The sequence below is a fragment of the Mesorhizobium carmichaelinearum genome, assembly GCF_900199455.1.
In the GTDB taxonomy this organism is placed as follows: Bacteria; Pseudomonadota; Alphaproteobacteria; order Rhizobiales; family Rhizobiaceae; genus Mesorhizobium; species Mesorhizobium carmichaelinearum.
The window spans coordinates 61,595-86,042 of record NZ_FZQR01000002.1 but is presented as its reverse complement, the minus strand read 5'-3'; the positions used below and the strand labels follow the sequence as shown (position 1 = coordinate 86,042).

Below are 24,448 nucleotides of genomic sequence, written 5' to 3'. Positions count from 1 at the left end.
TGCAACCGCACGAGAGGCAGCATGACGCGCGCGATGACATCCGAAACCCTTCCTCCACTGCTCGAAAATCCTGATCCGAAGACGCTCGCAAGGGAAGTCTTGGTGGCCCTCAAATACCGGGTCGGCAAGGACACCACCGTCGCGACCCAGTACGACTGGCTGACGGCCTCGATCAAGGTCGTGCGCGACCGCATCGTCGATCGCTGGATGCAGGCAACGAAAGAGGCCTATGACCAGCAGGAAAAGCGCGTCTACTATTTGTCGCTGGAGTTCCTCATCGGCCGCCTGATGCGTGACGCTTTCTCCAATCTTGGGCTGATGGCCAATATGCGCGAGGCGCTGTCGTCGCTCGGTGTCGACCTCGATCTTATCGCGGCGCTCGAACCCGATGCAGCACTCGGCAATGGCGGCCTTGGCCGGCTCGCGGCCTGCTTCATGGAAAGCATGGCGACCGTCGACATTCCCGCACATGGCTACGGCATCCGCTACGCCAACGGCATGTTCCGCCAGGAGATTCAAGGAGGCTGGCAGGTCGAACTGCCCGAGACCTGGCTCGATCACGGCAACCCCTGGGAATTCGAACGGCGCGAACGCTCCTTCGAAGTCGGTTTCGGCGGTTCGGTGGAGTCCATCACCTCGAAGGACGGCCGGCTCGAGCGTCACGTCTGGAAGCCGACCGAGCATGTTCTGGCCGTCGCCTACGACACGCCTGTCGTTGGCTGGCGGGGCAACCGCGTCAACACGCTGCGGCTGTGGTCGGGCATGCCGGTCGATCCGATCCTGCTCGATAAGTTCAATGCCGGCGATCACATCGGCGCGCTGGCCGAAAGCAACAAGGCGGACGCGCTGTCACGCGTTCTCTATCCTGCCGATTCCCATAAGGCCGGGCAGGAGCTCAGACTGCGGCAGGAGTATTTCTTCTCCACCGCCTCGCTGCAGGACATCGTGCAACGCCATCTCAGCCAATATGGCGACCTGAAGTCGCTGCCCGACAAGGCGGCGATCCACTTGAACGACACCCACCCGGCGATCGCGGTGCCGGAGCTGATGCGGCTCTTGATGGATGTCCACGGCATGGACTTCGATCTCGCCTGGGACATCACCAAGCGCACCTTCGGCTACACCAACCACACGCTTCTTCCCGAGGCGTTGGAAAGCTGGCCGGTGCCGCTGTTCGAGCGGCTGTTGCCGCGCCATATGCAGATCGTCTACGCCATCAACGCGCAGGTGCTTCTGGAGGCGCGCGCCACCGACCAGTTCTCGGACGAGCAGATCAGCCGCATCTCGCTGATCCAGGAGAATGGCGACCGCCGCGTGCGCATGGGCAACCTTGCCTTTGTCGGCTCGCACTCGATCAATGGTGTCTCGGCGCTGCATACCGAGTTGATGAAGGAAACGGTGTTCGCCGACCTGCACAAGCTCTATCCCGATCGCATCAACAACAAGACCAACGGCATCACGCCGCGGCGTTGGCTGATCCAGTGCAATCCTGGGCTGACCTCGCTCGCCCGTGAGGCCATCGGTGACCGCTTTCTCGACGACATCGACGCTATCAAAGGGCTCGAGGGCTTTGCCGATGACAGCGCGTTCCGGGAAAAATTCGCGGGCGTCAAGCGGCAGAACAAGGTGCGGCTGGCCAATCTCGTCGCCGACCGGCTCGGCATCAAGGTCGACCCTTCGGCGCTGTTCGACATCCAGGTCAAGCGCATCCATGAATACAAGCGCCAGCTCCTGAACATCCTCGAGGCGATCGCGCTCTACGACCAGATCCGTTCGCATCCCGAACGCGACTGGATGCCGCGCGTGAAATTCTTCGGCGGCAAGGCGGCGCCCAGCTATCACAATGCCAAGCTGATCATCAAACTCGCCAACGATGTCGCCAAGGTGATCAACCGTGATCCGGCGGTTCGCGGTTTGCTGAAAGTGGTGTTCGTGCCGAACTACAATGTCAGCCTGGCCGAAATCATGATGCCGGCCGCCGACCTGTCCGAGCAGATCTCGACCGCGGGCATGGAAGCATCGGGCACCGGCAACATGAAGTTCGCGCTGAACGGTGCGCTGACCATCGGCACGCTCGACGGCGCCAATGTCGAGATCAAGGAATGCGTCGGCGACGACAACATCTTCATCTTCGGCCTGACGACGGCCGAAGTCGCCGAGCGGCGCAACAATGGCTACAACCCGCGCGCCGTGATCGAGGGCTCGCCCGAACTGGCGCAGGCGGTCGCGGCCGTTTCCTCGGGTGTCTTCTCGCCCGACGATCCCGATCGCTACCGCGACCTCATCAACGGCCTCTACAACAGCGACTGGTTCATGGTCGCCGCCGATTTCGACGCCTACGCCGCCGCCCAGCGGGATGTCGACGCTGTCTGGCGCAACAGCCCCGACTGGTATGCCAAGGCAATCCGCAATGTCGCGCGCGTCGGCTGGTTCTCGTCCGATCGCACCATCCGCCAATACGCGAAAGAAATCTGGAACGTGCCTGCCTGATGTGATTGCATGAGGCCACGAACAATGTGGTCCCGGTGATGCGGGTTGAATGCCAACGCGCATCATCAGAAACAAACACCTGGTGCCCTGGGAGGGACACTGCCTGATGAGGAAGCCGCGCGCGACCGCTGCGACAAGCGGGCCGGACGGACTGGCGCCAGCCAGCGATGTTGCGGCGATTGTCGCCGGTACGCACGGAGATTCGTTTGCGGTCCTCGGTGTCCATGAGGTCGGCAAAAGCCTGTTTGCCCGTTGCTTCGTTCCGCATGCCGAAACCGTCACCGCCTATACGCTGACGGGCATCGAGGCTGGTCAATTGTCGAGGCGCGACGACGCCGGCTTCTTCGAAGGCAGACTGTCGATCAAGAAACGGCAGCCGCTGCGCTATCACGCGCGCAATGCCGGCGGCGACTGGTGGCTGACCGATCCCTATTCGTTCGGCCCGGTGCTCGGGCCATTGGACGATTACTACATCGCCGAGGGGTCGCACCTCAGGCTGTTCGACAAGCTTGGCGCGCATGTCATCGAGCATGAAGGCGCCACCGGCGTGCATTTCGCCGTTTGGGCTCCCAATGCAAAACGCGTCTCGGTGGTCGGCGATTTCAACGACTGGGATGGCCGGCGCCATACGATGCGCGATCGCCGCGACACCGGCATCTGGGAGGTGTTCATCCCCGACATCGGCGCCGGGCGGCCCTACAAATACGAGATCATTGGCCCCGATGGCGTCAGGCTGCCGCTGAAGGCCGACCCGTTTGCATTCAAGTCCGAACTGCGTCCGGCCACGGCTTCGGTGGTCGCCGTGCCGCCGGCGCATGAGTGGGGCGACGAGGCGCACCGCAATTTCTGGCGCAATGCCGATCACCGGCGCGAAGCGATCTCCATCTACGAGGTCCACGCCGGGTCCTGGCAGCTTCGCGACGACGGCACGTTCCTGTCATGGGACGAACTGGCCGACCGGCTGATCCCCTATGCGGTCGAAACCGGTTTCACCCACATCGAATTCATGCCGATCTCCGAACATCCCTATGACCCGTCATGGGGTTATCAGACAACCGGTCTTTATGCGCCGTCGGCCCGCTTCGGCGATCCGGACGGCTTTGCCCGTTTCGTCGATGGCGCGCACCGCGCTGGCGTCGGCGTCATCCTCGACTGGGTGCCGGCGCATTTCCCGGTCGACGCGCATGGCCTGGCCCATTTCGACGGTACAGCGCTCTACGAGCATGCGGACCCGCGCAAGGGTTTCCATCCCGACTGGAACACCGCGATCTACAATTTCGGCCGCCGCGAGGTGATATCGTTCCTCGTCAACAACGCGCTGTTCTGGGCCGAAAAATACCATGTCGACGGTTTGCGCGTCGATGCGGTCGCCTCGATGCTCTACCTCGACTATTCGCGCAAGGCCGGCGAGTGGATCCCTAACGAGAAGGGCGGCCGCGAGAACCTCGAAGCGGTCTCTTTCCTGCAGAAGATGAACAAGGAGGTCTACGGCCACCATCCCGGCGTCATGACCATCGCCGAGGAATCGACCTCATGGCCGAAGGTCTCGGCGCCGGTGCATGAAGGCGGGCTGGGTTTCGGCTTCAAGTGGAACATGGGCTTCATGCACGACACGCTGGAGTATTTTGCCAAGGAGCCGATTTTCCGCAAGCACCACCACAACGACCTGACCTTCGGCCTGACCTACGCCTTCTCGGAGAATTTCGTGCTGCCGCTCTCGCATGACGAGGTCGTGCACGGCAAAGGCACGCTACTGGGCAAGATGGCCGGCGACGACTGGCAGAAATTCGCGACCTTGCGGGCCTATTACGGCTTCATGTGGGGCTATCCCGGCAAGAAGCTCTTGTTCATGGGACAGGAGTTCGCGCAGCGCCGCGAATGGAGCGAGGCGCGTGCGCTGGACTGGAACCTGCTCGATTTCCGCCCGCATCGCGGCGTCTGGCAGACGGTGCGCGATCTCAACTATCTCTACCGGTCGCGCCCGGCGCTGCATGGCCGCGATTGCGAGCCGGAAGGGTTTTCCTGGCTGATCGTCGACGACAGCCAGAATTCGGTTTTCGCCTGGGTGCGCAACGCAACTGGCGGCAGCCCGGTGGCCGTGATCTCCAATTTCACGCCGGTGCCGCGCGACAATTATCGCGTACCGCTGCCCAAGGCCGGCAAGTGGCGCGAGATCATCAACACCGACGCATCCGAATATGGCGGCTCCGGCATGGGCAATGGCGGCATGGTCGAGGCAAGGGCGGAAGGCAAGAGCATCTCGGCAACGATGCTTCTGCCGCCGCTGTCGACAATCATGCTTGAACTCGTTGTCGACTGAGCCCGTCAAGGCCGAGGTAACAGGGCGAGACTTGAGTAACTTGGGAGGGTAGAAATGGCAGACTTGAAACGGACCCAGCCGCTGGCGCGCGATGCCATGGCCTATGTACTGGCCGGCGGCCGTGGCAGCCGCCTCAAGGAACTGACCGACCGCCGCGCCAAGCCGGCGGTCTATTTCGGCGGCAAGACGCGCATCATCGACTTCGCGCTCTCCAATGCGCTCAACTCCGGCATTCGCCGCCTCGGCGTCGCCACGCAGTACAAGGCGCATTCGCTGATCCGCCACCTGCAACGCGGCTGGAACTTCCTGCGGCCGGAACGAAACGAGAGCTTCGACATCCTGCCGGCCAGCCAGCGCGTCTCGGAAACGCAGTGGTATGAAGGCACGGCCGACGCCGTCTACCAGAACATCGACATCATCGAGGCCTATGGCCCGGAATACATGGTCATCCTCGCCGGCGACCACATCTACAAGATGGACTATGAGCTGATGCTGCGCCAGCATGTCGATGCCGGCGCCGACGTCACGGTCGGCTGTCTTGAGGTGCCGAGGATGGAAGCGACCGGCTTCGGCGTCATGCATGTCGATGCCAAGGACAACATCATCGCCTTCGTCGAAAAGCCCGCCGATCCGCCCGGAATTCCCGGCAATCCGGACTTCGCTTTGGCCTCGATGGGTATCTACGTCTTCAAGACCAAGTTCCTGATGGAGCAGTTGCGCCGCGACGCCGCCGAGCCCGGCTCCAGCCGCGACTTCGGCAAGGACATCATCCCCTATATCGTCCAGCACGGTAAGGCGATCGCGCACCGCTTCACCAAGTCCTGTGTGCGTTCGACCGCCGAGAACGAAGCCTATTGGCGCGATGTCGGCACCGTCGACGCCTATTGGGAAGCCAATATCGACCTGACCGACGTGACGCCGGAACTCGACCTCTACGACCGCGACTGGCCGATCTGGACCTATGCCGAGTTGAAGCCGCCGGCAAAATTCGTCCATGACGAGGATGGCCGGCGCGGCTCGGCCGTTTCCTCGCTGGTCTCGGGCGATTGCATCGTCTCCGGCGCTTCGCTGAAGAAGAGCCTGATCTTCACCGGCGCGCGCATCAATTCCTATTCGACGCTGGAAGAGGTCGTCATGCTGCCCGACGTTCATGTCGGCCGGAACGCAAAGTTGAAGCGCGTCGTCATCGACCACGGTGTAAGGATACCGGAGGGGCTGGTCGTCGGCGAGGATCCCGCTCTCGACGCCAAGCGCTTCCGCGTTTCGGAGAAAGGCATCTGCCTGGTCACGCAGGACATGATCAACAAGCTCGGGCTCTAGAGCAATTCCAGGAAAAGTGTGAGAACGGTTTTCCCGCGGCAATTGCTCAAAACAGGATCGGGATAGACGCATGCAGGTTCTGTCGGTCACGCCCGAGATTTTTCCGCTGATCAAAACCGGCGGGCTTGCCGACGTGACCGGCGCGCTGCCCATTGCGCTCGCAGCCAAGGGCGTGACCATGCGCACGCTCATTCCAGGCTTTCCCGTGGTGATGGACGGCTTCAAGAAAAAGAAGGCTGTTTACCAATACCCACTGCTGCAGGGTGGCAAGGCTTCGGTCCATGCCGTCCAGCTTGCCGGGCTCGATCTGTTCGTGCTCGACGCGCCGCATTTGTTCGACCGCCCGGGCGGCCCCTACGGCAATGCTTCGGGTGCGGACTGGCCGGACAATTGGCGGCGCTTCGCGGCGCTGAGCCAGGTTGGTGGCGATATCGCCGGTGGTGCCATATCGGGCTATCAACCTGACATCGTCCACGCCCATGACTGGCAGTCGGCGATGACCCTGGCCTATATGCGCTACGGCAAGGCGGTCGGCGTCCCATCGATGATGACCGTCCACAATCTCGCCTTCCAGGGCCAGTTCGGCGCCGGCATCTTTGGCGAGCTTGGCCTGCCGGCGGTGGCGATGGCGCTTGACGGCGTCGAATATTATGGCGGCGTCGGCTTCCTCAAGGCCGGCCTGCAGGCCGCCTGGGCGATCACCACGGTCAGCCCCACCTATGCGCAGGAAATACGCTCGCCGGAATTCGGCATGGGCCTCGACGGCCTGATCAACATGCGCTCCAGCGACCTCTACGGCATCGTCAACGGCATCGACACCGCCATCTGGAATCCGGAGACGGACAAGCATCTGGTGTCGAACTATACGGCCGCCACGCTCAAGGCACGGGCGCCGAACAGGGCGGCCGTTGAAGAGCGCTTCGGCCTCGATCGCGACGACAGCCCGATTGTCTGTGTCATCAGCCGGCTGACCTGGCAGAAAGGCATGGATATTTTGGCAACGGTGATCGACGGCGTCGTCGCGACGGGCGCGCGGCTGGCCATACTGGGCTCGGGTGACGCGGGCCTTGAAGGCGCGCTGCTTGCCGCTGCCGCACGCCACCGTGGCCGTATCGGCGTGGTCATCGGCTATGATGAGGGGCTGTCGCACACAATGCAGGGCGGCTGCGACGCCATCATCATCCCGTCACGCTTCGAACCCTGCGGACTGACGCAGCTTTACGGCCTGCGCTATGGCTGCGTGCCGATGGTTGCCCGCACCGGCGGCCTTGCCGACACCATCATCGACGCCAATGAAGCGGCGATGGCGGCCGGCGTGGCGACAGGGTTCCAGTTCGCTCCCAACAATGGCGGCGCGATGCTGCACGCCATACGCCGCCTTGCCGACGCCTATGCCAATCCCGCGGCCTTCGAGACCATCCAGTGCCAGGGCATGAAGTCCGACGTGTCGTGGGACCGAAGCGCGGAAAAATACATCGAACTCTATCGCCTGCTGCTTTCGAAAAGGGTTGCCTGAAGCATGATACGGACTGTCCCCACCAAACCCTATGCCGACCAGAAGCCCGGCACGTCGGGCCTGCGCAAGAAGGTGCCTGTGTTCCAGCAGGAGCACTATGCCGAGAACTTTATCCAGTCGATCTTCGACGCGCTCGACGGCTTCAAGGGCAAGACCCTGGTGATCGGCGGCGACGGCCGCTTCTACAACCGCGAGGTCATCCAGAAGGCGATCGCCATGGCCGCCGCCAACGGCTTCGGCAAGGTGATGGTCGGGCAGGGCGGCATATTGTCGACGCCGGCCGCCTCGCATGTCATCCGCAAATACAAGACCTTCGGCGGCATCATCCTGTCGGCCAGCCACAATCCGGGCGGCCCGCATGAGGACTTCGGCATCAAGTACAACGCCGGAAATGGCGGCCCGGCGCCGGAAAAGCTGACCGACGCGATCTTCGCCAAGACCAAGGCGATTTCGAGCTTCAAGATATCAGACATCGATCCGATCGACATCGACACGATCGGCACGGTCAAAGCCGCGGGCATGACGGTCGAGATCATCGATCCGGTCGCCGACTATGCCGAGCTGATGGAAAGCCTGTTCGATTTCGACGCGCTGCGCAAACTGTTCAAATCGGGCTTCCGCATGCGCTTCGACGCCATGCACGCCGTGACCGGTCCCTACGCCAAGGAGATCCTCGAAAACCGGCTCGGCGCACCCAACGGCACGTGCCGCAACTTCAAGCCGCTACCGGATTTCGGCGGCCATCACCCGGATCCGAACCTGGTCCACGCCAAGCATCTCTATGACGAGATGATGGGTCCGGATGCGCCGGATTTCGGTGCGGCCTCCGACGGCGACGGTGACCGCAATCTGATCATTGGCAAGGGCATTTTCGTCACCCCGTCGGATTCGGTGGCGATGCTTGCCGCCAATGCCCGCCTGGCGCCCGGCTACAAGGACGGGCTGAAGGGCATCGCCCGTTCGATGCCGACCAGTGGTGCGGCCGACCGCGTCGCCGAAAAACTCGGCATCGGCATCTACGAGACGCCGACCGGCTGGAAGTTCTTCGGCAATCTGCTCGACGCCGGCATGGCGACGATCTGCGGCGAGGAGAGCGCCGGCACCGGCTCCAACCATGTCCGCGAAAAGGACGGGCTGTGGGCCGTGCTCTTGTGGCTCAACATCCTTGCCGCGCGCGGCGAAAGCTGCAAGCAGGTCGTCACCGAGCACTGGGCGGCCTATGGGCGCAACTACTATTCGCGCCACGACTATGAAGAGGTCGAGAGTGACCGCGCCAACGCGCTGGTCGACGAACTCAGGGCCAAGCTCGGCTCTTTGCCCGGCACCAGCGTGCGTGGCCTGAAGATCGCCAAGGCCGATGACTTCGCCTATCACGACCCGGTCGACGGCTCGACCAGCGAGCACCAGGGCATCAGGATCCTGTTCGAAGGTGGCTCGCGCGTCGTCTTCCGGCTTTCCGGCACCGGCACGTCAGGCGCGACGCTGCGCGTCTATATCGAGCGCTACGAACCGGACAAGGCCAGGCACGATCTCTACACGCAGGCAGCACTCGCCGACCTCATCGCCGCCGCCGACGACATTGCCGGGATCAAGAGCCACACCGGCCGCAACAAGCCGAGCGTGATTACTTGAGAGTGGTGGTGCGCGTCTTTCCTTCTCCCCTTGTGGGAGAAGGTGGATCGGCGCGCAGCGCCGAGACGGATGAGGGGTGCGCGAAGGATCGCCGTCCTTGCGAAGCTGGAGCACCCCTCATCCGTCGCCTTCGGCGACACCTTCTCCCACAAGGGGAGAAGGGGGAGCCCGCATGACCCAACTCGGCGCCACCGTCACCCCAGAAGGCATCCGGTTCGCCGCCTGGTCCTCGTCGGCCCGTCGCCTCTGGGTCTCGATCTTCGACGGGCAGGGAAACCGCGAACTCGACCGGCTGGAACTGCAGCCGGAAGGCGACGGGGTGCATGCGCTCGTCGTCTCCGGCCTTGCCGCAGGCACGCGGTATGGCTTTCGCGCTGACGGTGACTATGCGCCCGAGCGCGGGCTGTGGTTCGATCCCGACAAGCTGCTCGCCGATCCCTACGCCGTCGAAATCGACCGGCCCTATGCCTATCACTGGCGGCTCGCCGCGCGGCGCAACGAGGGCTCCGACACCGCGCCGCTGATGCCCAAGACCGTGGCGAAGGTCTTGCCCACTGTGCCTACCTTGCCGCCCTTGTTTCAGCCCGGCGGCCTGATCTATGAGCTCAACGTCCGCTCTTTCACCAAGCTGCATCCGGATGTGCCTGAAGCCCAGCGCGGCACCATCGCTGCGCTCGCCCACCCCGCCATCATCGCGCATCTGAAGCGCCTCGGCGTCTCGGCCATCGAACTGATGCCGGTGACGGCGTCGATCGACGAGCGGCATCTGCCGCCGCTGGGTCTGAGCAACGCCTGGGGCTACAACCCCGTCACCTTCATGGCGCTCGACCCGCGCCTGGCTCCCGGCGGCCTGGCGGAATTGCGCGCCACCGTCGCCGCCCTGCGTCAGGCCGGCATCGGCACCATCCTCGATCTCGTCTTCAACCACACGGGTGAAAGCGACCGGCTGGGGCCGACGCTGTCACTACGCGGGCTCGACAATCAGGCCTATTACCGGCACCAGGCTGACGGCCGGCTGGTCAATGACACCGGCACCGGCAACACCGTCGCCTGCGATCACCCGGCGGTGCGGGACATGGTGCTCGACACGCTCCGTCACTTCGTTCGCCATGCCGGCGTCGACGGCTTCCGCTTCGATCTGGCGCCGGTTCTGGGGCGCGTAGACGGCACGTTCGATCCCACGGCGCCCTTGCTCGCGGCGATCGCCGGCGATCCCGTGCTTGCCGATCGCGTGTTGATCGCCGAACCCTGGGACATCGGTCCCGATGGCTATCAGCTCGGCAACTTCCCGCCGCGCTTCCTTGAATGGAACGATCGCTATCGCGACGATGCCAGGCGCTTCTGGCGTGGCGATGCCGGCGCGGTCGGAGCGCTGGCGACACGGCTTGCCGGCTCGTCCGACGTTTTTGGCAAAACCGGTCAACCGGCCAGCCGCACGGTGAATTTCATCGCCGCCCATGACGGCATGACGTTGGCCGACATCGTCGCCTATGAGCGCAAGCACAACGCCGCCAATGGCGAGCAGAACCGCGACGGCCACAACGACAATCTGTCCTGGAACAATGGCGCCGAGGGCGAGACGGGCGACGCGGCGATCGCCGATGCCCGCTTCGGCGACCAGTGTGCACTGCTCGCCACGCTGTTTGCCTCGCGCGGCACCATCATGCTGACCGCCGGAGACGAGTTCGGCCGCACGCAGCAGGGTAACAACAACGCCTACGCGCAGGACAATGCCATCACCTGGCTCGACTGGGCCGGACGAGACCAGGCGCTGGAGCGCTACGCATCGGCACTCGGCATGCTTCGCCGCGCCATACCGGCCCTGTCAGAGACGCATTTCCTGACTGGAGAACCGGCCGATGCTTCCGGCATCCCAGACGTCGTCTGGTTGGCCGAGACCGGCATGCCGCTTGCCGAGGCGGACTGGAACGACCCCGCCCGGCACCGCCTCGTGATGCTGCTTGGCGATGCCGGCGGCCGCCTTGCCGTCATCATCAACGGCGATCGTCGCCAATGCGTCTTCACCTTGCCCGAGCGGCAGGGGTTCCGATGGCAACCGGCGATAGAGACGCAGGCGATCGATCTTGCGCGGCCGCTGCCGGGCCGCAGCGTCAATTTCATGATCGAGCGCTGGACCGCAAAGGGCCGCGCCGGGAAGGTTCGTAATGGCCGATGACAATGCCAACCCTTGGGCCGATCCCGGGGCGGAGCAGGGGACCGAATGGTGGCGCGGCTGCGTCATCTACCAGGTCTATCCGCGTTCCTTCCAGGACACGACCGGTGACGGCAGCGGCGATCTAAGGGGTATCACCGCCAGGCTTGCCCACATCGCCTCGCTCGGCGTCGATGCCGTCTGGCTGTCGCCCTTCTTCAAGTCGCCGATGGCCGATATGGGCTATGACGTGTCGGACTATCGCGACGTCGATCCGATGTTCGGAACGCTGGAGGATTTTGACGCATTGGTCGCCGAGGCGCACCGGCTCGGCCTGAAGCTCATCATCGACCAGGTGATTTCCCACTCGTCCGACAAACACGAATGGTTCGTCGAAAGCCGCGCCAGCCGCGACAATCCCAAGGCCGACTGGTACGTCTGGGCCGATACGAAACCCGACGGCAACGCGCCCAACAACTGGCTGTCCGTCTTCGGTGGTCCGGCCTGGGAGTGGGATTCGACCCGCCGGCAATATTACATGCACAATTTCCTGGCCTCGCAGCCCGACCTGAATTTCCACAATCCGGAGGTCCAGGACGCGCTGCTGGACACGGTGCGCTTCTGGTTGGAGCGTGGCGTCGACGGTTTCCGTCTCGACACGGTCAACTACTATGTCCATGACCGCTGGCTGCGCAGCAATCCGCCTTTGGCGTCGAGCGTCGCCGGCACCAATGGCGAGACCAACACCTACCTCTACCAGGAGCATCTGTTCGACAAGACGCAGCCGGAAAACCTGGCCTTCCTCAGGCGTTTCCGCGCACTGCTTGATGAGTACCAGGACCGCGCCGCTGTCGGCGAAATCGGCGATGAGGGTCGCTCGCTGCAGACGCTGGCCGCCTACACCTCCGGCGGCGACAAGCTGCAAATGTGCTACACCTTCGATCTGCTCGGCGCGCAGTTTTCGGCGGCGCATGTGCGCGGCTGTGTCGAGGCCTTCGAACATGCGGTCGCTGACGGCTGGGTCTGCTGGGCGTTTTCCAATCATGACGTGGTGCGCCATGTCAGCCGCTGGACCGGGCCGGACGGCGATGCCGACGCGGTGGCCAGATTCTCGATCATGCTGCTCGCCTGCCTGCGCGGCTCGATCTGCCTCTATCAGGGCGAGGAGCTCGGCCTGGAGGAGGCGGAGCTTGCCTATGAGGATCTGCGCGACCCCGTCGGCATCCGCTTCTGGCCGGGTGTGAAGGGCAGGGATGGTTGCCGCACGCCGATGGTCTGGGAGGCCGGCGCCGACAATGCGGGTTTCTCAACGGGCAAGCCCTGGCTGCCGGTCCCGGCCAGCCATCGCGCCCGCGCCGCCGATGTGCAGAACGGCAACGAGCAATCGGTGCTGTCCGCCTATCGCTCGACGCTTGCCTTGCGCAGGCGCTATCCGGCGCTGGTCAGCGGTTCGATCCGCTTTCTCGACGCCGAGGGCGACGTGCTCGCCTTCATCCGCGAAGGCGGTGGGCAGAGGCTGCTCTGCGTCTTCAATTTCGCTGGGGAGCCGGCGGATTGGCCGTTGCCAAGGGATATCGGAGCTATTGCGGCTGTCTTCGATAGCGGCGCTGGTGTCGGGAAGGAAGCGCTCTCGCTGCCGGCTCTCGGTTGCTTCCTTGGTCAGCTCGACTGATGGCGGATCGGCCAAGCGATCTGCCTGGCCACAAATGGCTACTGTACGAGCACCGCCCGTCCGCAGGTCGCCCCGGTGACACGCACGTCAGCCTGGCCAACACCGACACCCAGGGCCGACAGCACATTGTAGAGCAAGTCGTCGACGGGCGCCGTTACACCGTTGAGCAGTGTCACCACCGCGGGTTTGACCGTTCCGAGCAAGGCGGTGAGATCGATGCCGAGACCAAGCACATTGGCCGAAAGCGACAGGTTGTTGACCAGCGACGTGGTGAGCGACTGCGAGATGTTGCGCGTCGAAACGGTTTTCACCGTCTTGTTGGCGATGTCGGTCGCGTTGAAGGTCAAGGTTTGCGGGCTGTTGTTGGTGATCGCGGTCGCGGCCGAGCCCATCACCTGGATCAAGGGAATGTTGATCAGCAACAGATGAAGGCTCACATCGGCGATCTCGGCATCGGTGAAGGTCTGCGGCTGGCTGAAATCTGCAAAACCTGACGGGTTGTTGCTGTTGGCGAGGTTCAGCTGGGCAATACCGGGGTGCGCGGCGATGGAGACGCTGATGCTGGAGGGCCCTGTCGGACAGCTGATGTCGGTGAGCTTCGCTTCGGCATAGGCGACTTCCACGTTGAGCGGCAGATTGACGGCCAGCAGGCTGATGCCGCCGCCGAGACCTGGCGTGCCGACACCGACGGAGGCCGTCAGTTTGATGCGCGTCTGGGCTGTCCGCACGGTAGTGCCGATGCCATCGATCGCCAGCCAGGGCGAGGATTGCGCCGGCTGGCCAATGGCGATGCTGAGCTGGGTGTTGAGCAGCCCCGGGATGGTGGCGCCGAGATTGATCGCGGCCTGGTTGGTGCCGTTCGCCAGCACGGCGGCGGCGGTCAGCATCCCCATGGCGCTTGCGTCGACGCCGAGGCCGGACGGCTGTTGACCAAGGCCCAGGCTGCCGACGGAACCGAGGTCGATAAGACTGCTGAGCGGGATCTTGACCGTGCTGGTCGACTTGGAGGCGATGGTCTGCAGGGCGACCTTGGCCGTATTGCCGAGGCCGGGAACATTGGCCATGGCCGTGGCGATCTGGCCGACTGTTGCCTTCGAGGCCAGCACGTCCGAATAGGTGCCGGCCGTGATGTTCAGTTGTGTGGCGAGCGCACTGACGAAGGAAAGCACGCTGACATCGGCCGAGATCAGCCCGTTATAGTCCATGACGCTGAGCGAGATGTTGCCGCCGAGAAGTCCACTCAGCAAAGCGTTGAGGATGCCGCCATTGACGCTGAGCAGTCTCGATCCGACCGAGAAAGTCGCCTGCGGCGTCATGCTGGCGGTGGCTTGGGTGCCGATGACCGGACTGGGGATGAGCGAGCTCGCGAAATAGCGGGCAGGGATTTTCGTCAGCGTGACACGCACCGCATTGTACGGTGTCACGCCCGCCTGGAAGCGCTGGGTGACATTGGTGGTCGACGAGGCATATCGGCCTTGCGTCACCGTCACCACCGTCTTCCCGACAGCCGGGGCAATGGTCTGGCCTGGGGCTTGAACGACGACACCCGGCATACCGTTGTCGGTAAGCGTGGTGACGACCGCAGTGTTGACATTGTTGATGTTCGAGGCCGCGGTGATCGCAGCCAGATCGACCATCGCCTGGGCTTGCCGGCGCTCGGAGTAGATTGAGGCCTCATCGATGGCCACGGCGGCCAGCGCCAGCGCGACCGGCGCGCTCAGGGCGGTCATGACGGCGAAGTTCGCCTTCTTGTCCGCCAGCAGACGCTGGGCGATCCGGCCGACCGTCGTGCGCGCGCGCAGCAACATTCAGATACCTCCGACCCTGATTGTCGACTGGCGCGTGATCGTGGTCCCCGGCATGGCTATGCCCGGGAACAGGTTCCAGATCGGCAGGTTGCGGGCATCGTATGAGATCGACACCACGAACTGGCTGCCATCGGCCAAGCTGTCATTGGCCTGGTAGGTCAGTTTGCTGGCGTCCACGAACGGATATCCGCCGGCATTGTTGGTAAGGTAGCTGGCCACCAGCGTCTGCCGCTCGGTCTGGTTCAGCCCGGCGATGGCCGTCCGCGCGGCATCCGCCGCGATCTGCTGTATAGAGTTGGCAGCGCCAAAATAAATGCCGTACGCAACCATTCCGAGTAGAAGAAGGATAAAAAGCGGCGATAGCAGGGCGAACTCGACCGCGGAAGTTCCCGAATTGTCTGTTCGGAACGCGCGCCTTCGGACCCGGGAAATGAGGTTCTGAACCATGCGAATAGCATGCCAAAGTTCGCATGCAGAAAGCGAAAACTCCAGGCACAACCTGGGGATGTGTGTGATTGAAAATGCCGCTCTAATTTAGCCGTTGCTTCTTCGATTCTGAGGATTGACTTAGGGTCAATCAGTACTCGGTTGAAAAGAGCTTACCTCCTGTCTAGTCTCCTGCCACCAGCTGCCGGAGGGAACCGGCGGCGCGCTCAAAGGAACCAGGCATCGGTTCCGGGGCGTCAACACGAAAAGGCGCGCCAACGGCAGCGCCGACAGGGAGAACTTCATGCTGAAAAACATGCTGAAGGCGACGGTATTCGCCACCACCATGGCGGTCGTCGCCGGCGCATTCTACACGCCGGCTTTCGCCGAGACCGTCTACAACAGGGGCACCGCCGCCGAATCGGAATCGGTCGACCCGCACAAGACTTCGACGGTCTATGAAGCCAATGTGCTGCGCGACCTGTTCCAGGGCCTGGTCATGCAGGACGAGAAGGCCAACCTCATTCCGGGCGCCGCCGAAAGCTGGACGGTATCGGATGACGGCACCGTCTACACCTTCAAGCTGCGCAAGGACGGCATGTGGTCGGACGGCAGCCCGGTGACGGCGGACGACTTCGTCTACGCCTTCCACCGGCTGGAAGACCCGGCGACCGGCGCCGAATACGCCTCGATGCTGTACCCGGTAAAGGGTGCGGAGGATTTCAACACCAAGAAGGGCAAGCCCGAGGATATGGGCGTCAAGGCGATCGACGCCAACACCTTGGAAGTGACGCTGAAGGCGCCGACGCCGTACTTCCTGGAGATGCTGACCCATCAGGCGACCTATCCGGTCAGCAAGGCCTCGATTGACAAGCTCGGCGCTGACTGGATCAAGCCCGGCAAGCTCGTCTCGAATGGCGCCTATACGCTGGCCGAATGGGTTCCCAACGACCACATGAAACTGGTCAAGAATCCGAAATTCTGGGACGCCGCGACCGTCAAGTTCGACGTGGTCAACTACATCCCGACTGAAGACCGCTCCTCGGCGATGAAGCGCTTCGAGGCGGGCGAGCTCGACAGCTATGACGATCTGCCGACCGAACAGCTCGCCGACCTCAAGACCAAGTTCGGCGACCAGATCCATGTCGGCCCGTATCTCGGCACCTATTATTACGCGATCAAGACCGACAAGGCGCCGTGGAACAACCCTGAGCTGCGCAACGCCATCTCGATGGCGATCGATCGCGACTTCATCGCCGAAAAGGTCTGGCAGAACTCGATGCTGCCCGGCTATTCGATGGTGCCTCCCGGCATCGAGGGCTACACGCCGGCAATGGCCAAATATGCCGACATGCCGCAGATCGACCGCGAGGACGCGGCCAAGAAGATCCTCGAGAAACTTGGCTATACGCCCGAACATCCGCTGAAGATGGAAATCCGCTACAACACCTCGGAGAACCACAAGAACACCGCGGTCGCCATCCAGGAACAGCTGAAGCCCCTCGGCGTCGACGTCACGCTGCTCAACACCGACACCAAGACCCACTACTCCTTCCTGGAGCAGAAGGGCGACTATGACGTGGCGCGTGCCGCCTGGATCGCCGACTACAAGGACCCGGAAACCTTCCTCGGCATCTCGCGCAAGGCGAGCGGCAACAACTACTCGAACTACAACAGCCCGGCCTATGAAGCGGCCATGGACAAGGCGGCCGCCGCCGGCGGCAAGCCCGAGGAGCGCATGAAGGAGCTCTCCGAGGCCGAGCGCATTCTCGTCGACGATGTCGGCCAGATCCCGCTTCTCTACTACAGCTACCACGACATCGTGTCCTCGAAGCTGCATGGCTTCGTCGACAATGTGATGGACGTCCATCCGTCGCGCTTCGTCAGCAAGGACTGATCCCTGGCCAAGCCGCCGCGCCCCGAGAGGCGCGGCGGTGCTGGTTTGCCATCGCATCGGCCGGGAAACGGAATCGATTTTCGGAAAATCCGGTGCGAAGATTTGAACGCTGGAGCACAATCATCCAACTGGATGGGCGTGTTCCGGATCAAGTGGGGCACCGATGCTGCGATATGTATTCCGGCGGCTTTTGACCGCCATACCGACGCTGTTCGTCATCGTGACGATGGCGTTCTTCCTGATGCGCGTCGCGCCAGGCGGCCCATTCAACCAGGAGCGGGGGCTTAGCCCAGAGATCAAGGCCAACCTTGAAGCCCAGTTCGGCCTCAACGATCCGCTCTGGCTGCAATATGTCCACTATCTCGGCAATCTCTTACGCGGCAATTTCGGCCCGAGCTACAACATGCCGGACTTCACCGTCACCGAACTGTTTGCCAAGGGCCTGCCCATTTCCGTCCAGCTCGGCGCCTCGGCCCTGATCCTGGCGCTGCTGCTTGGCAGCGTGCTCGGCACCATTGCCGCGCTCAACCAGAACAAGCTTGGCGACTATACGGTGATTGCGCTGGCGACGGCCGGCAGCACCATCCCCACCTTCGTCATCGCGCCGGTGATCCAGCTCCTGTTCGGGCTGACCTGGAAGCTGCTGCCGATCGGCGGCTGGGGGGACGGCGCCTTCATCAACAAGGTCGGCCCTGTGCTGACGCTCGCACTGCCGCAGATCGCCATCGTTGCCCGCCTGATGCGCGGCTCGATGATTGAATCGTTGCGCTCTCACCATATCCGCACGGCACGCGCGCTCGGCCTCTCCGACTGGTCGGTGGTGGTCAAGCACGCCTTGCGCGGCGCCATCTTGCCGATCGTCTCATTCACCGGTCCAGCGGCGGCGGCTCTTTTGACTGGCTCGGTGATCGTCGAGACGATCTTCTCCATTCCCGGCGTCGGCCGCTATTTCGTCGATGCCGCGCTCAACCGCGATTATACGCTGGTGATGGGGACGGTGGTGGTGATCGCCATCTTCACCATCATCTTCAACCTGATCGTCGACGTCATGTACGCGGTCGTCGACCCGAGGGTGCGCTATGACTGACATCGCAGCCACAGCTCCCGCAATCGTCGGCCGTTCGCTCTGGGGTGACGCCTGGGCGCGCCTCAAGGCCAACCGCGCCGCCATGTTCAGCCTCTATTACCTCGCCTTGATCGGGATCGTCAGTGTGTTCGGCCCCTGGTTCGTGCCGCATCAGTACACGACGATCTATGCCGACTATGTGCGCATGCCGCCAAGCCTGTCGGCCTATCCGAAGGCCGACATGATTCAAGGGGCACTCACGGATGCCATCAAGCGCATGCGGGTCGATCTCAAGGAGTGGCATCAGGAAGGCAGCCACGTCACAGTCACGGTCACCTCGACCAAGCCGGTCGATGATCGCAACATCCGCTACCTCGACCGTTCCGATGCCTTTGACGACACCAAGATCGAGAGCAAGTCGGCCGACGGGCTCGAAGTGACGATGAGCACGTCGGTCAAGCAGCAATATTTCCTGTTCGGCACCGACAACACCGGCCGCGATCTTCTTTCGCGCACGCTGATGGCCGGGCGCATCTCGCTCGCCATCGGCCTGCTCGCCGGCGTCGTGGCGGTGGTGATTGGCGTCATCTATGGTGCTGCCGCCGGCTTTTCCGGCGGCAAGATCGACGAGGTGATGATGCGCATCGTCGATGTGCTCTATTCCTTGCCGTTCATCTTCTTCGTCATCATGCTGGTGGTGTTCTTCGGCCGCAACTTCGTGCTGATGTTCCTGGCCGTGGGTGCGGTGCTGTGGCTCGACATGGCCCGTATCGTGCGCGGCCAGGCACTGTCGATCCGCCGCCAGGAATATGTCCAGGCGGCGGAAGCCATGGGTGTCGGCCAGCGCGGCATCCTGCTGCGCCACGTCATCCCCAATCTGCTCGGCCCGGTGGTGATCTACATGACCCTGCTGGTGCCGCAGGTCATCATCCTGGAGAGTTTCCTGTCGTTCCTCGGGCTCGGCGTGCAGGAGCCGATGACCAGCTGGGGCGTGCTGATTTCGGTCGGCGCCAAGAACATCGGCACCGCCAACTGGCTGCTGCTGTTCCCCGCCTTCTTCCTCGTCTCGACGCTGTTTGCGCTCAATTTCGTCGGCGACGGCCTGCGCGACGCACTTGACCCGAGGGATCGATAAAGATGGGGATCGCTGACATGGCCACTCCCGAAACGATCCTCAGCGTCAAGGATTTGCGCGTCCGCTTCCGCACGCTCGACGGCGCCGTCGAAGCGGTGAAGGGCATCAACATCCACGTCAACGCGGGCGAGACCGTTGCCGTGGTCGGTGAATCCGGCTCCGGCAAGAGCCAGACGATGATGGCGGCGATGAGCCTGCTGGCTTCGAATGGCGAAGCCACCGGCAGCGTCGACTATCGCGGCCGCAACCTGCTCACCCTGAGCAAATCCGACCTGAACAAGGTGCGCGGCGCCAAGATCAGCATGATCTTCCAGGAGCCGATGACCTCGCTCGATCCGCTCTATTCGATCGGCAACCAGCTGATCGAACCGATCCGCCGGCATCGCGGCCTGAATGCCGCCGAGGCACGCGAGGAGGCGCTCAAGCTCTTGCGGCTGGTGCATATTCCCGATCCCGAGCGGCGGATGAAATCCTATCCGCACGAAATGTCCGGCGGCCAGCGCCAGCGCGTCATGATCGCCATGGCGCTCGCCAATGATCCCGACATACTGATCGCCGACGAGCCGACGACGGCGCTCGACGTCACCATCCAGGCGCAGATCCTGATGCTGCTCGCAGAACTGCAGCGCAAGCTCGGCATGGCGATCGTCTTCATCACCCATGATCTCGGCATCGTCCGGCGCTTTGCCGACCGGGTCTATGTCATGCGCCAGGGCGAGGTGGTCGAGGAGGGTGACGCCGAGGCGATCTTCGTCAACCCGCAGCATGCCTATACAAAAATGCTGCTGGCGGCCGAGCCGACGGGAACCAAGGCGCCACCGCCCGCCAATGCGCCCGTGGTGCTCGAAGGCAGGAATGTCGAAGTCACATTCAAGATCGGCGGCGGGTTCCTGGCCGGCGAACCGCTAATGCTGCGCGCCGTCGATGACATCTCGATCCGGCTGCAGCGCAACCAGACCATCGGCATCGTCGGCGAATCCGGATCGGGCAAATCGACGCTCGGCCGCGCCCTGCTGCGGCTGCTGCCGAGCGATGGCTTGATCCGTTTCGGCGATCGCGACATTTCCACCGCCGACCGGCAGCAGATGCGGCCGCTGCGGCGCCAGATGCAGCTCGTCTTCCAGGATCCGTTCGGCTCGCTGTCGCCGCGCATGACCGTCGGCCAGGTCATCACAGAAGGGCTGCTGGTGCATGAGCCCAATCTTTCGGGCAAGCAGCGCGACCAGCGCGCGGTCGAGGCCTTGCTCGAGGTCGGCCTCGATCCCAACGCCCGCAACCGCTACCCGCATGAATTCTCAGGCGGCCAGCGGCAGCGCATCGCCATAGCGCGGGCCATGATCCTGAAGCCCAAAATGGTCGTGCTGGACGAGCCGACCTCGGCGCTCGACCGATCGGTGCAGAAACAGATCGTCGAACTGCTGCGCAAGCTGCAGGCCGACCATGAACTGTCCTACCTGTTCATCAGCCACGATCTTTCGGTCGTGCGCGCCATGGCCGACTACATCATCGTCATGAAACAGGGCAAGATCGTCGAGGAGGGGCCGACCGAGGCGATCTTCAGCAATCCGCAGCACGTTTACACGCAGACGCTGATGGCCGCGGCGATCGATGTGACGCGCTTTCGGCTAAGCGCGTGAGGCGTCACTTCAGCTAAGGGCAATCATCGGGGCTGTTCGCTCAGCCTGCTGATTTGGGGCACTTGCGCGCGCGTACGGCAGCAATGGCATCCTGCTGCTGTTTCAGCCGGTCGATCCTGGCTGTTTCGCGGTTGGCGACAGCGGTTTTCACGCGCGAGCCACCAAGCAGCCAGCGCGGAACACTGGCGTTGGCGACCTTGCCGCGGGTGATTGCGGTTTGCGAGATTTCGCTGGCGTTTTCGCCCAGCGCGCTGTTGAGCTCGGTGCAACTCATACTGTCGTACTTCGCCGGATCGACCGTCCTGCCGATCGACGAGCAGCCGGTAACCAGAAACATCGCAATCACAAGAACCGGTGCCGAGGCTGTCGTTGAAATAAAATTCATGTCCACATCCGGCGCGCCAGTTTCACGGGCTTCATCATATCCACCGAACTATCTGGAGCCGACGATTATTTCGTCAAAGATTGTGCTCGCGACAGAACCCTGTGGATACATGAATGCACGGAGTTCCAGCCAAATGCGGGAACGTTCGCGATCGCTCGAAGTTGGTGTCTGTCGAGTGTCTAAATGCAATCACTGGAAACGGAGAGAGTCCGCCTCGGTTGACGCCGGGGCGGCTTTTCGTCGGTCCTTGGCCGATGCAAACCTCCGCGGTTCCGGTTGGTTGTGGCAACCCGCCTTCGTGCCGCGCCTTTCCCTCAGTTTCCCTGGAAACTCACGCCGCTTCGGCGATCAATGCGGTGGGAGTGCAACCGCCAAGCACTGCTTGAGCGATGTCGGTTGCATTTTCATCAACATGCGCCGTCACCAAGACGATCCCGTCGGCAACGCTCCGATCATCCGGCATTGCCGCAGTGGTGATGAATGTGCCGAGCAACCCGCCAGCACAGACCGCGCAAACCAGTGCTGTTGCCGGCAATCCTGCCGGAAGAGGACTGACGCCGCAAACGGCCATGGCGCTCAGGCAGGCCAATGCCGCAAGGATGACACTCGGGGAACTCAGAACCGTGACTTCGTCCCGGTAGGGCCCGATAATGGCAATCTGAACGCGAGGAACACCGACCGCCACCAGTTCTCCAGCAACCCGGGCTGCTTCAGCATGGGAATCAAAAAGCTTGCTGATTGTCCGCATGGTCTCAGGGCGTTTTCTTGTCGAGCAACGTGTCGGTAACGAAGGACGCGGCGATCAAATCGTCATGGTCAATGCTGCCCCGCCCGTCCTCCATCATGGCCGCGACCCTTTGGAAGGTCTTCATTTCGCTCATGGTAATTCGGGCATGCTGCATTCTGGTCCTAAGGTCCGCTACGCGCGTTCCCAAGGCATCGGATCTTATGGCCTCAATGTTAGACATGGTGACGTTCATCCAGTTCTGCTCGTCTGATTATCTTCGGGTCCAGCAACCGAACAGGGCCGCAGCGCAAACGTTCCCTGGCTGGGCTTCGGTCCGGTGGAACCCCAGACTTTAGTCCGGCCGCAAAATGCAATGGTCTTACCTGTGGTGCTGTTCGGAACGGCCACTGTTCGTAGCCGTTGTCCACCGCACGTCAGGAGGAAGTTGATGGACAAGAGTGTTGGCCAAGCGCGCTGGTTGCTCGCACTGATCTTTGCGGCGGCCATCACTTTCATGGCGATTGGAATGACCCATAGCTGACCATCGGAAAGATCGAATGGATTTGCAGATTGGCGCAGCTACGTCCCTTCCTGCGCCGATAGGGTTCGCCCGCCGCATCCGTGTGGCGAGCGAACCCTAAATGTCGGCAGGCGCCGCGGCCTGTGCATTCCAGCCAACGAGGTGAGATTGTGTGACCTTTTCGGAGGAGCTGAATGGCGCTTTACGCATCTCGGATTTTCTCAAGAGACCCAGACATCAATGGTCATCGACCTGTGAGTGCGGGGCCACTCCAAAAAATCTTGCCGGAAGGCTCGGCTACAAAGAGCCGAGCCTTCGGCGTCGATCAGTAATCGTTGTTTTCGATTACGACGGGGCGATGGTGATGGCGCTTGGAGACGGCGCCGGTGACGATGACGGTATCCGGACGATGGTGCCGGCGGCCGTGATCATAGAACGCGACGGTGCCGTGGTGGCGGTGATGCAGACGCTGGCCGTTCTCGTTGATGATCTTGACGTTGCTGTGGTGACGATGGTGGGTCTTGATGATTACGTCGGTTTGGGCCGCCGACGCGACAGCCGGCAATCCGATGGAAAGCGCCAAAGCGCACATGATCATCGATCTCATTGCAATTTCTCCATTATCTTGATTAGCCCTTCGTCGGATAACTGCCGCTGGCCCCTTTGGTTCCGGGCTGTCCCAGGACAAGTCTCGGAAGCCTCCGGAAAGTCGAAGGACGGGCTATCGCTTAGCCTAAGGCCGAGAAGGGGCCGCCCCTCGCTGACGGTACTTGCAAACAACGAAGTGGCTCGATGCATCGGTCGTGCTCGCATCGGGCAACACGACGATCTGTGCCCAGAAATCGCAATATCGGGCTATCGCTTCCGGCACCTCTTTGGTGCTCATGCCGGAGATGGTGGCGACATCGCCGTCTCTACAGTTGGTCTTGCCGGAAAGCTGGGCTGACGCCGCCACGATTTCGCATGACCGCTCGTCGTCCGCGTGGGACGGCGAGCAATGGCAGGCAAGCGCCAATGCTGCTGTGAGAACCAGTTTTTCCATGGCGGCTCCAGGCATCACCGGCAGTCCCTCAGGACAGAACATGCGCCATAGCTAATATAAAGGCAATTCAATAGGCCATTGCTCGATCTTGCCCATGCGACGGAACATTAGGTGCATCTAATTGTTCTGTCCTCACGGCCAACGCCATCGCTTGGCATCGGCAGAAGATCAGCCGGACAAAGGCTGATCGGCACGCGTTTCTCCACCAGAGGCGCGAGCTTTCCAGGCAACAGGAGAAGGATCATGAACAATATAATTTGGCTCGTTGGAGCGGTGGTCATCGTACTAGTGATATTGAGCTTCTTCGGCCTGCGATAAGCTCGACGTCCGATATGCCCATGGACCTTTCATCGGAAGATGACCAGCCGAAGCGGACACTGCGAAAGCGCCGCAGGCTATCAGCCGAAGACCGAAACGATGGCAGGGAGTTCGTCGCCCCTTTTCCACCTGAAGACAGGAGCTTCCGCGTCTGGTTCCTGTCCAATGAAACAGGCATCAGCGTCGACCAGGCCAGCGAACTTGTCGACACGATCGACACGGATGGCGCGGCGTTGTTGAATGCCGCGCGGCGGGTGAAAATTCACGCGCAATGACCGACAGACTGCAGCCGCCGACGTCGTCAGCGTTTTCAACAAGCCCACTGGCGTAGCGCATTGGCGACAAAGGGAAGGGCCGCGCCGAGGAGGCAGCTCATCTCGCCGTA

At 62.5% G+C, this 24,448-nt stretch carries 19 protein-coding genes; 12 read left to right on the top strand and 7 right to left on the bottom strand.

The annotated features are described in order from the left end of the window. Window positions 1-21: 21 nt before the first annotated feature. From CKW40_RS03715 to bglA, 7 genes are all read left to right on the top strand, one after another. Window positions 22-2,490, top strand: a complete 2,469-nt coding sequence (locus CKW40_RS03715; RefSeq protein ID WP_095198594.1) for a glycogen/starch/alpha-glucan phosphorylase — start codon at window positions 22-24, stop codon at window positions 2,488-2,490. A gap of 106 nt (window positions 2,491-2,596) precedes the next feature. Next, window positions 2,597-4,810 (top strand): 1,4-alpha-glucan branching protein GlgB, encoded by a 2,214-nt coding sequence (gene glgB / locus CKW40_RS03710; protein WP_095199119.1) that lies wholly within the window; start codon window positions 2,597-2,599, stop codon window positions 4,808-4,810. A gap of 54 nt (window positions 4,811-4,864) precedes the next feature. Then, complete coding sequence (glgC, locus tag CKW40_RS03705; RefSeq protein WP_095198593.1) at window positions 4,865-6,130, top strand: glucose-1-phosphate adenylyltransferase; 1,266 nt, start codon at window positions 4,865-4,867, stop codon at window positions 6,128-6,130. Window positions 6,131-6,200: 70 nt separating this feature from the next. Further along, entirely contained in the window at window positions 6,201-7,646 is a 1,446-nt protein-coding gene (glgA, locus tag CKW40_RS03700; protein WP_095198592.1) for a glycogen synthase GlgA, read from the top strand. A gap of 3 nt (window positions 7,647-7,649) precedes the next feature. Next, a complete protein-coding gene (locus tag CKW40_RS03695; protein ID WP_095198591.1) occupies window positions 7,650-9,278 on the top strand; it encodes an alpha-D-glucose phosphate-specific phosphoglucomutase in 1,629 nt (542 codons plus the stop codon). Window positions 9,279-9,450: 172 nt separating this feature from the next. Beyond that, window positions 9,451-11,454 (top strand): glycogen debranching protein GlgX, encoded by a 2,004-nt coding sequence (gene glgX / locus CKW40_RS03690; RefSeq protein ID WP_095198590.1) that lies wholly within the window; start codon window positions 9,451-9,453, stop codon window positions 11,452-11,454. Further along, complete coding sequence (bglA, locus tag CKW40_RS03685; protein WP_095198589.1) at window positions 11,444-13,102, top strand: beta-galactosidase BglA; 1,659 nt, start codon at window positions 11,444-11,446, stop codon at window positions 13,100-13,102. The genes glgX and bglA overlap by 11 nt, the downstream gene beginning before the upstream one ends. 38 nt (window positions 13,103-13,140) lie before the next feature. Here the strand turns inward: bglA and CKW40_RS03680 are convergent, their stop codons facing one another. Together CKW40_RS03680 and CKW40_RS03675 are read right to left on the bottom strand one after the other, a co-directional pair. Beyond that, window positions 13,141-14,910 (bottom strand): Tad domain-containing protein, encoded by a 1,770-nt coding sequence (locus tag CKW40_RS03680; RefSeq protein ID WP_095198588.1) that lies wholly within the window; start codon window positions 14,908-14,910, stop codon window positions 13,141-13,143. Beyond that, window positions 14,911-15,357: a TadE/TadG family type IV pilus assembly protein gene (locus tag CKW40_RS03675; protein ID WP_095198587.1), complete on the bottom strand. Its 447-nt coding sequence runs from the start codon at window positions 15,355-15,357 to the stop codon at window positions 14,911-14,913. It lies immediately after the preceding gene. Between the two features lie 283 nt (window positions 15,358-15,640). Between CKW40_RS03675 and CKW40_RS03670 the strand changes: the two genes are divergently transcribed. The 4 genes from CKW40_RS03670 to CKW40_RS03655 all read left to right on the top strand — a co-directional run bounded on the left by CKW40_RS03670 (window position 15,641) and on the right by CKW40_RS03655 (window position 21,071). Next, window positions 15,641-17,233 carry a peptide ABC transporter substrate-binding protein gene (locus CKW40_RS03670; RefSeq protein WP_095198586.1) on the top strand — a complete coding sequence of 531 codons (1,593 nt, stop codon included), beginning with the start codon at window positions 15,641-15,643 and terminating at the stop codon, window positions 17,231-17,233. A gap of 163 nt (window positions 17,234-17,396) precedes the next feature. Next, on the top strand, window positions 17,397-18,320 hold the full coding sequence (locus CKW40_RS03665) for an ABC transporter permease subunit (RefSeq protein ID WP_095198585.1): 924 nt from the start codon (window positions 17,397-17,399) through the stop codon (window positions 18,318-18,320). Further along, on the top strand, window positions 18,313-19,434 hold the full coding sequence (locus CKW40_RS03660; protein ID WP_095198584.1) for an ABC transporter permease: 1,122 nt from the start codon (window positions 18,313-18,315) through the stop codon (window positions 19,432-19,434). Before CKW40_RS03665 ends, CKW40_RS03660 begins: the two co-directional genes overlap by 8 nt. Window positions 19,435-19,451: 17 nt before the next feature. Then, a complete protein-coding gene (locus CKW40_RS03655) occupies window positions 19,452-21,071 on the top strand; it encodes an ABC transporter ATP-binding protein (RefSeq protein ID WP_095199118.1) in 1,620 nt (539 codons plus the stop codon). A gap of 40 nt (window positions 21,072-21,111) precedes the next feature. On the opposite strand, the gene CKW40_RS03650 is transcribed toward CKW40_RS03655, so the two are convergent. The 5 genes from CKW40_RS03650 to CKW40_RS03630 form a co-directional block, all read right to left on the bottom strand. After that, window positions 21,112-21,456: a hypothetical protein gene (locus CKW40_RS03650; RefSeq protein WP_095198583.1), complete on the bottom strand. Its 345-nt coding sequence runs from the start codon at window positions 21,454-21,456 to the stop codon at window positions 21,112-21,114. Window positions 21,457-21,787: 331 nt separating this feature from the next. After that, window positions 21,788-22,204: a hypothetical protein gene (locus CKW40_RS03645; protein WP_095198582.1), complete on the bottom strand. Its 417-nt coding sequence runs from the start codon at window positions 22,202-22,204 to the stop codon at window positions 21,788-21,790. 4 nt (window positions 22,205-22,208) lie between these two features. After that, a complete protein-coding gene (locus CKW40_RS45565; RefSeq protein ID WP_342202917.1) occupies window positions 22,209-22,337 on the bottom strand; it encodes a hypothetical protein in 129 nt (42 codons plus the stop codon). A 691-nt stretch (window positions 22,338-23,028) separates the two neighbouring features. Next, complete coding sequence (locus CKW40_RS03635; protein WP_095198581.1) at window positions 23,029-23,310, bottom strand: hypothetical protein; 282 nt, start codon at window positions 23,308-23,310, stop codon at window positions 23,029-23,031. 126 nt (window positions 23,311-23,436) lie between these two features. Continuing rightward, window positions 23,437-23,745, bottom strand: coding sequence for a hypothetical protein (locus CKW40_RS03630; RefSeq protein ID WP_143748243.1), 309 nt, complete (start codon window positions 23,743-23,745; stop codon window positions 23,437-23,439). 338 nt (window positions 23,746-24,083) lie between these two features. On the opposite strand from CKW40_RS03630, the gene CKW40_RS03625 reads away from it, so the two are divergent. Beyond that, window positions 24,084-24,338, top strand: coding sequence for a hypothetical protein (locus CKW40_RS03625; protein ID WP_095198579.1), 255 nt, complete (start codon window positions 24,084-24,086; stop codon window positions 24,336-24,338). Window positions 24,339-24,448: the final 110 nt, after the last annotated feature.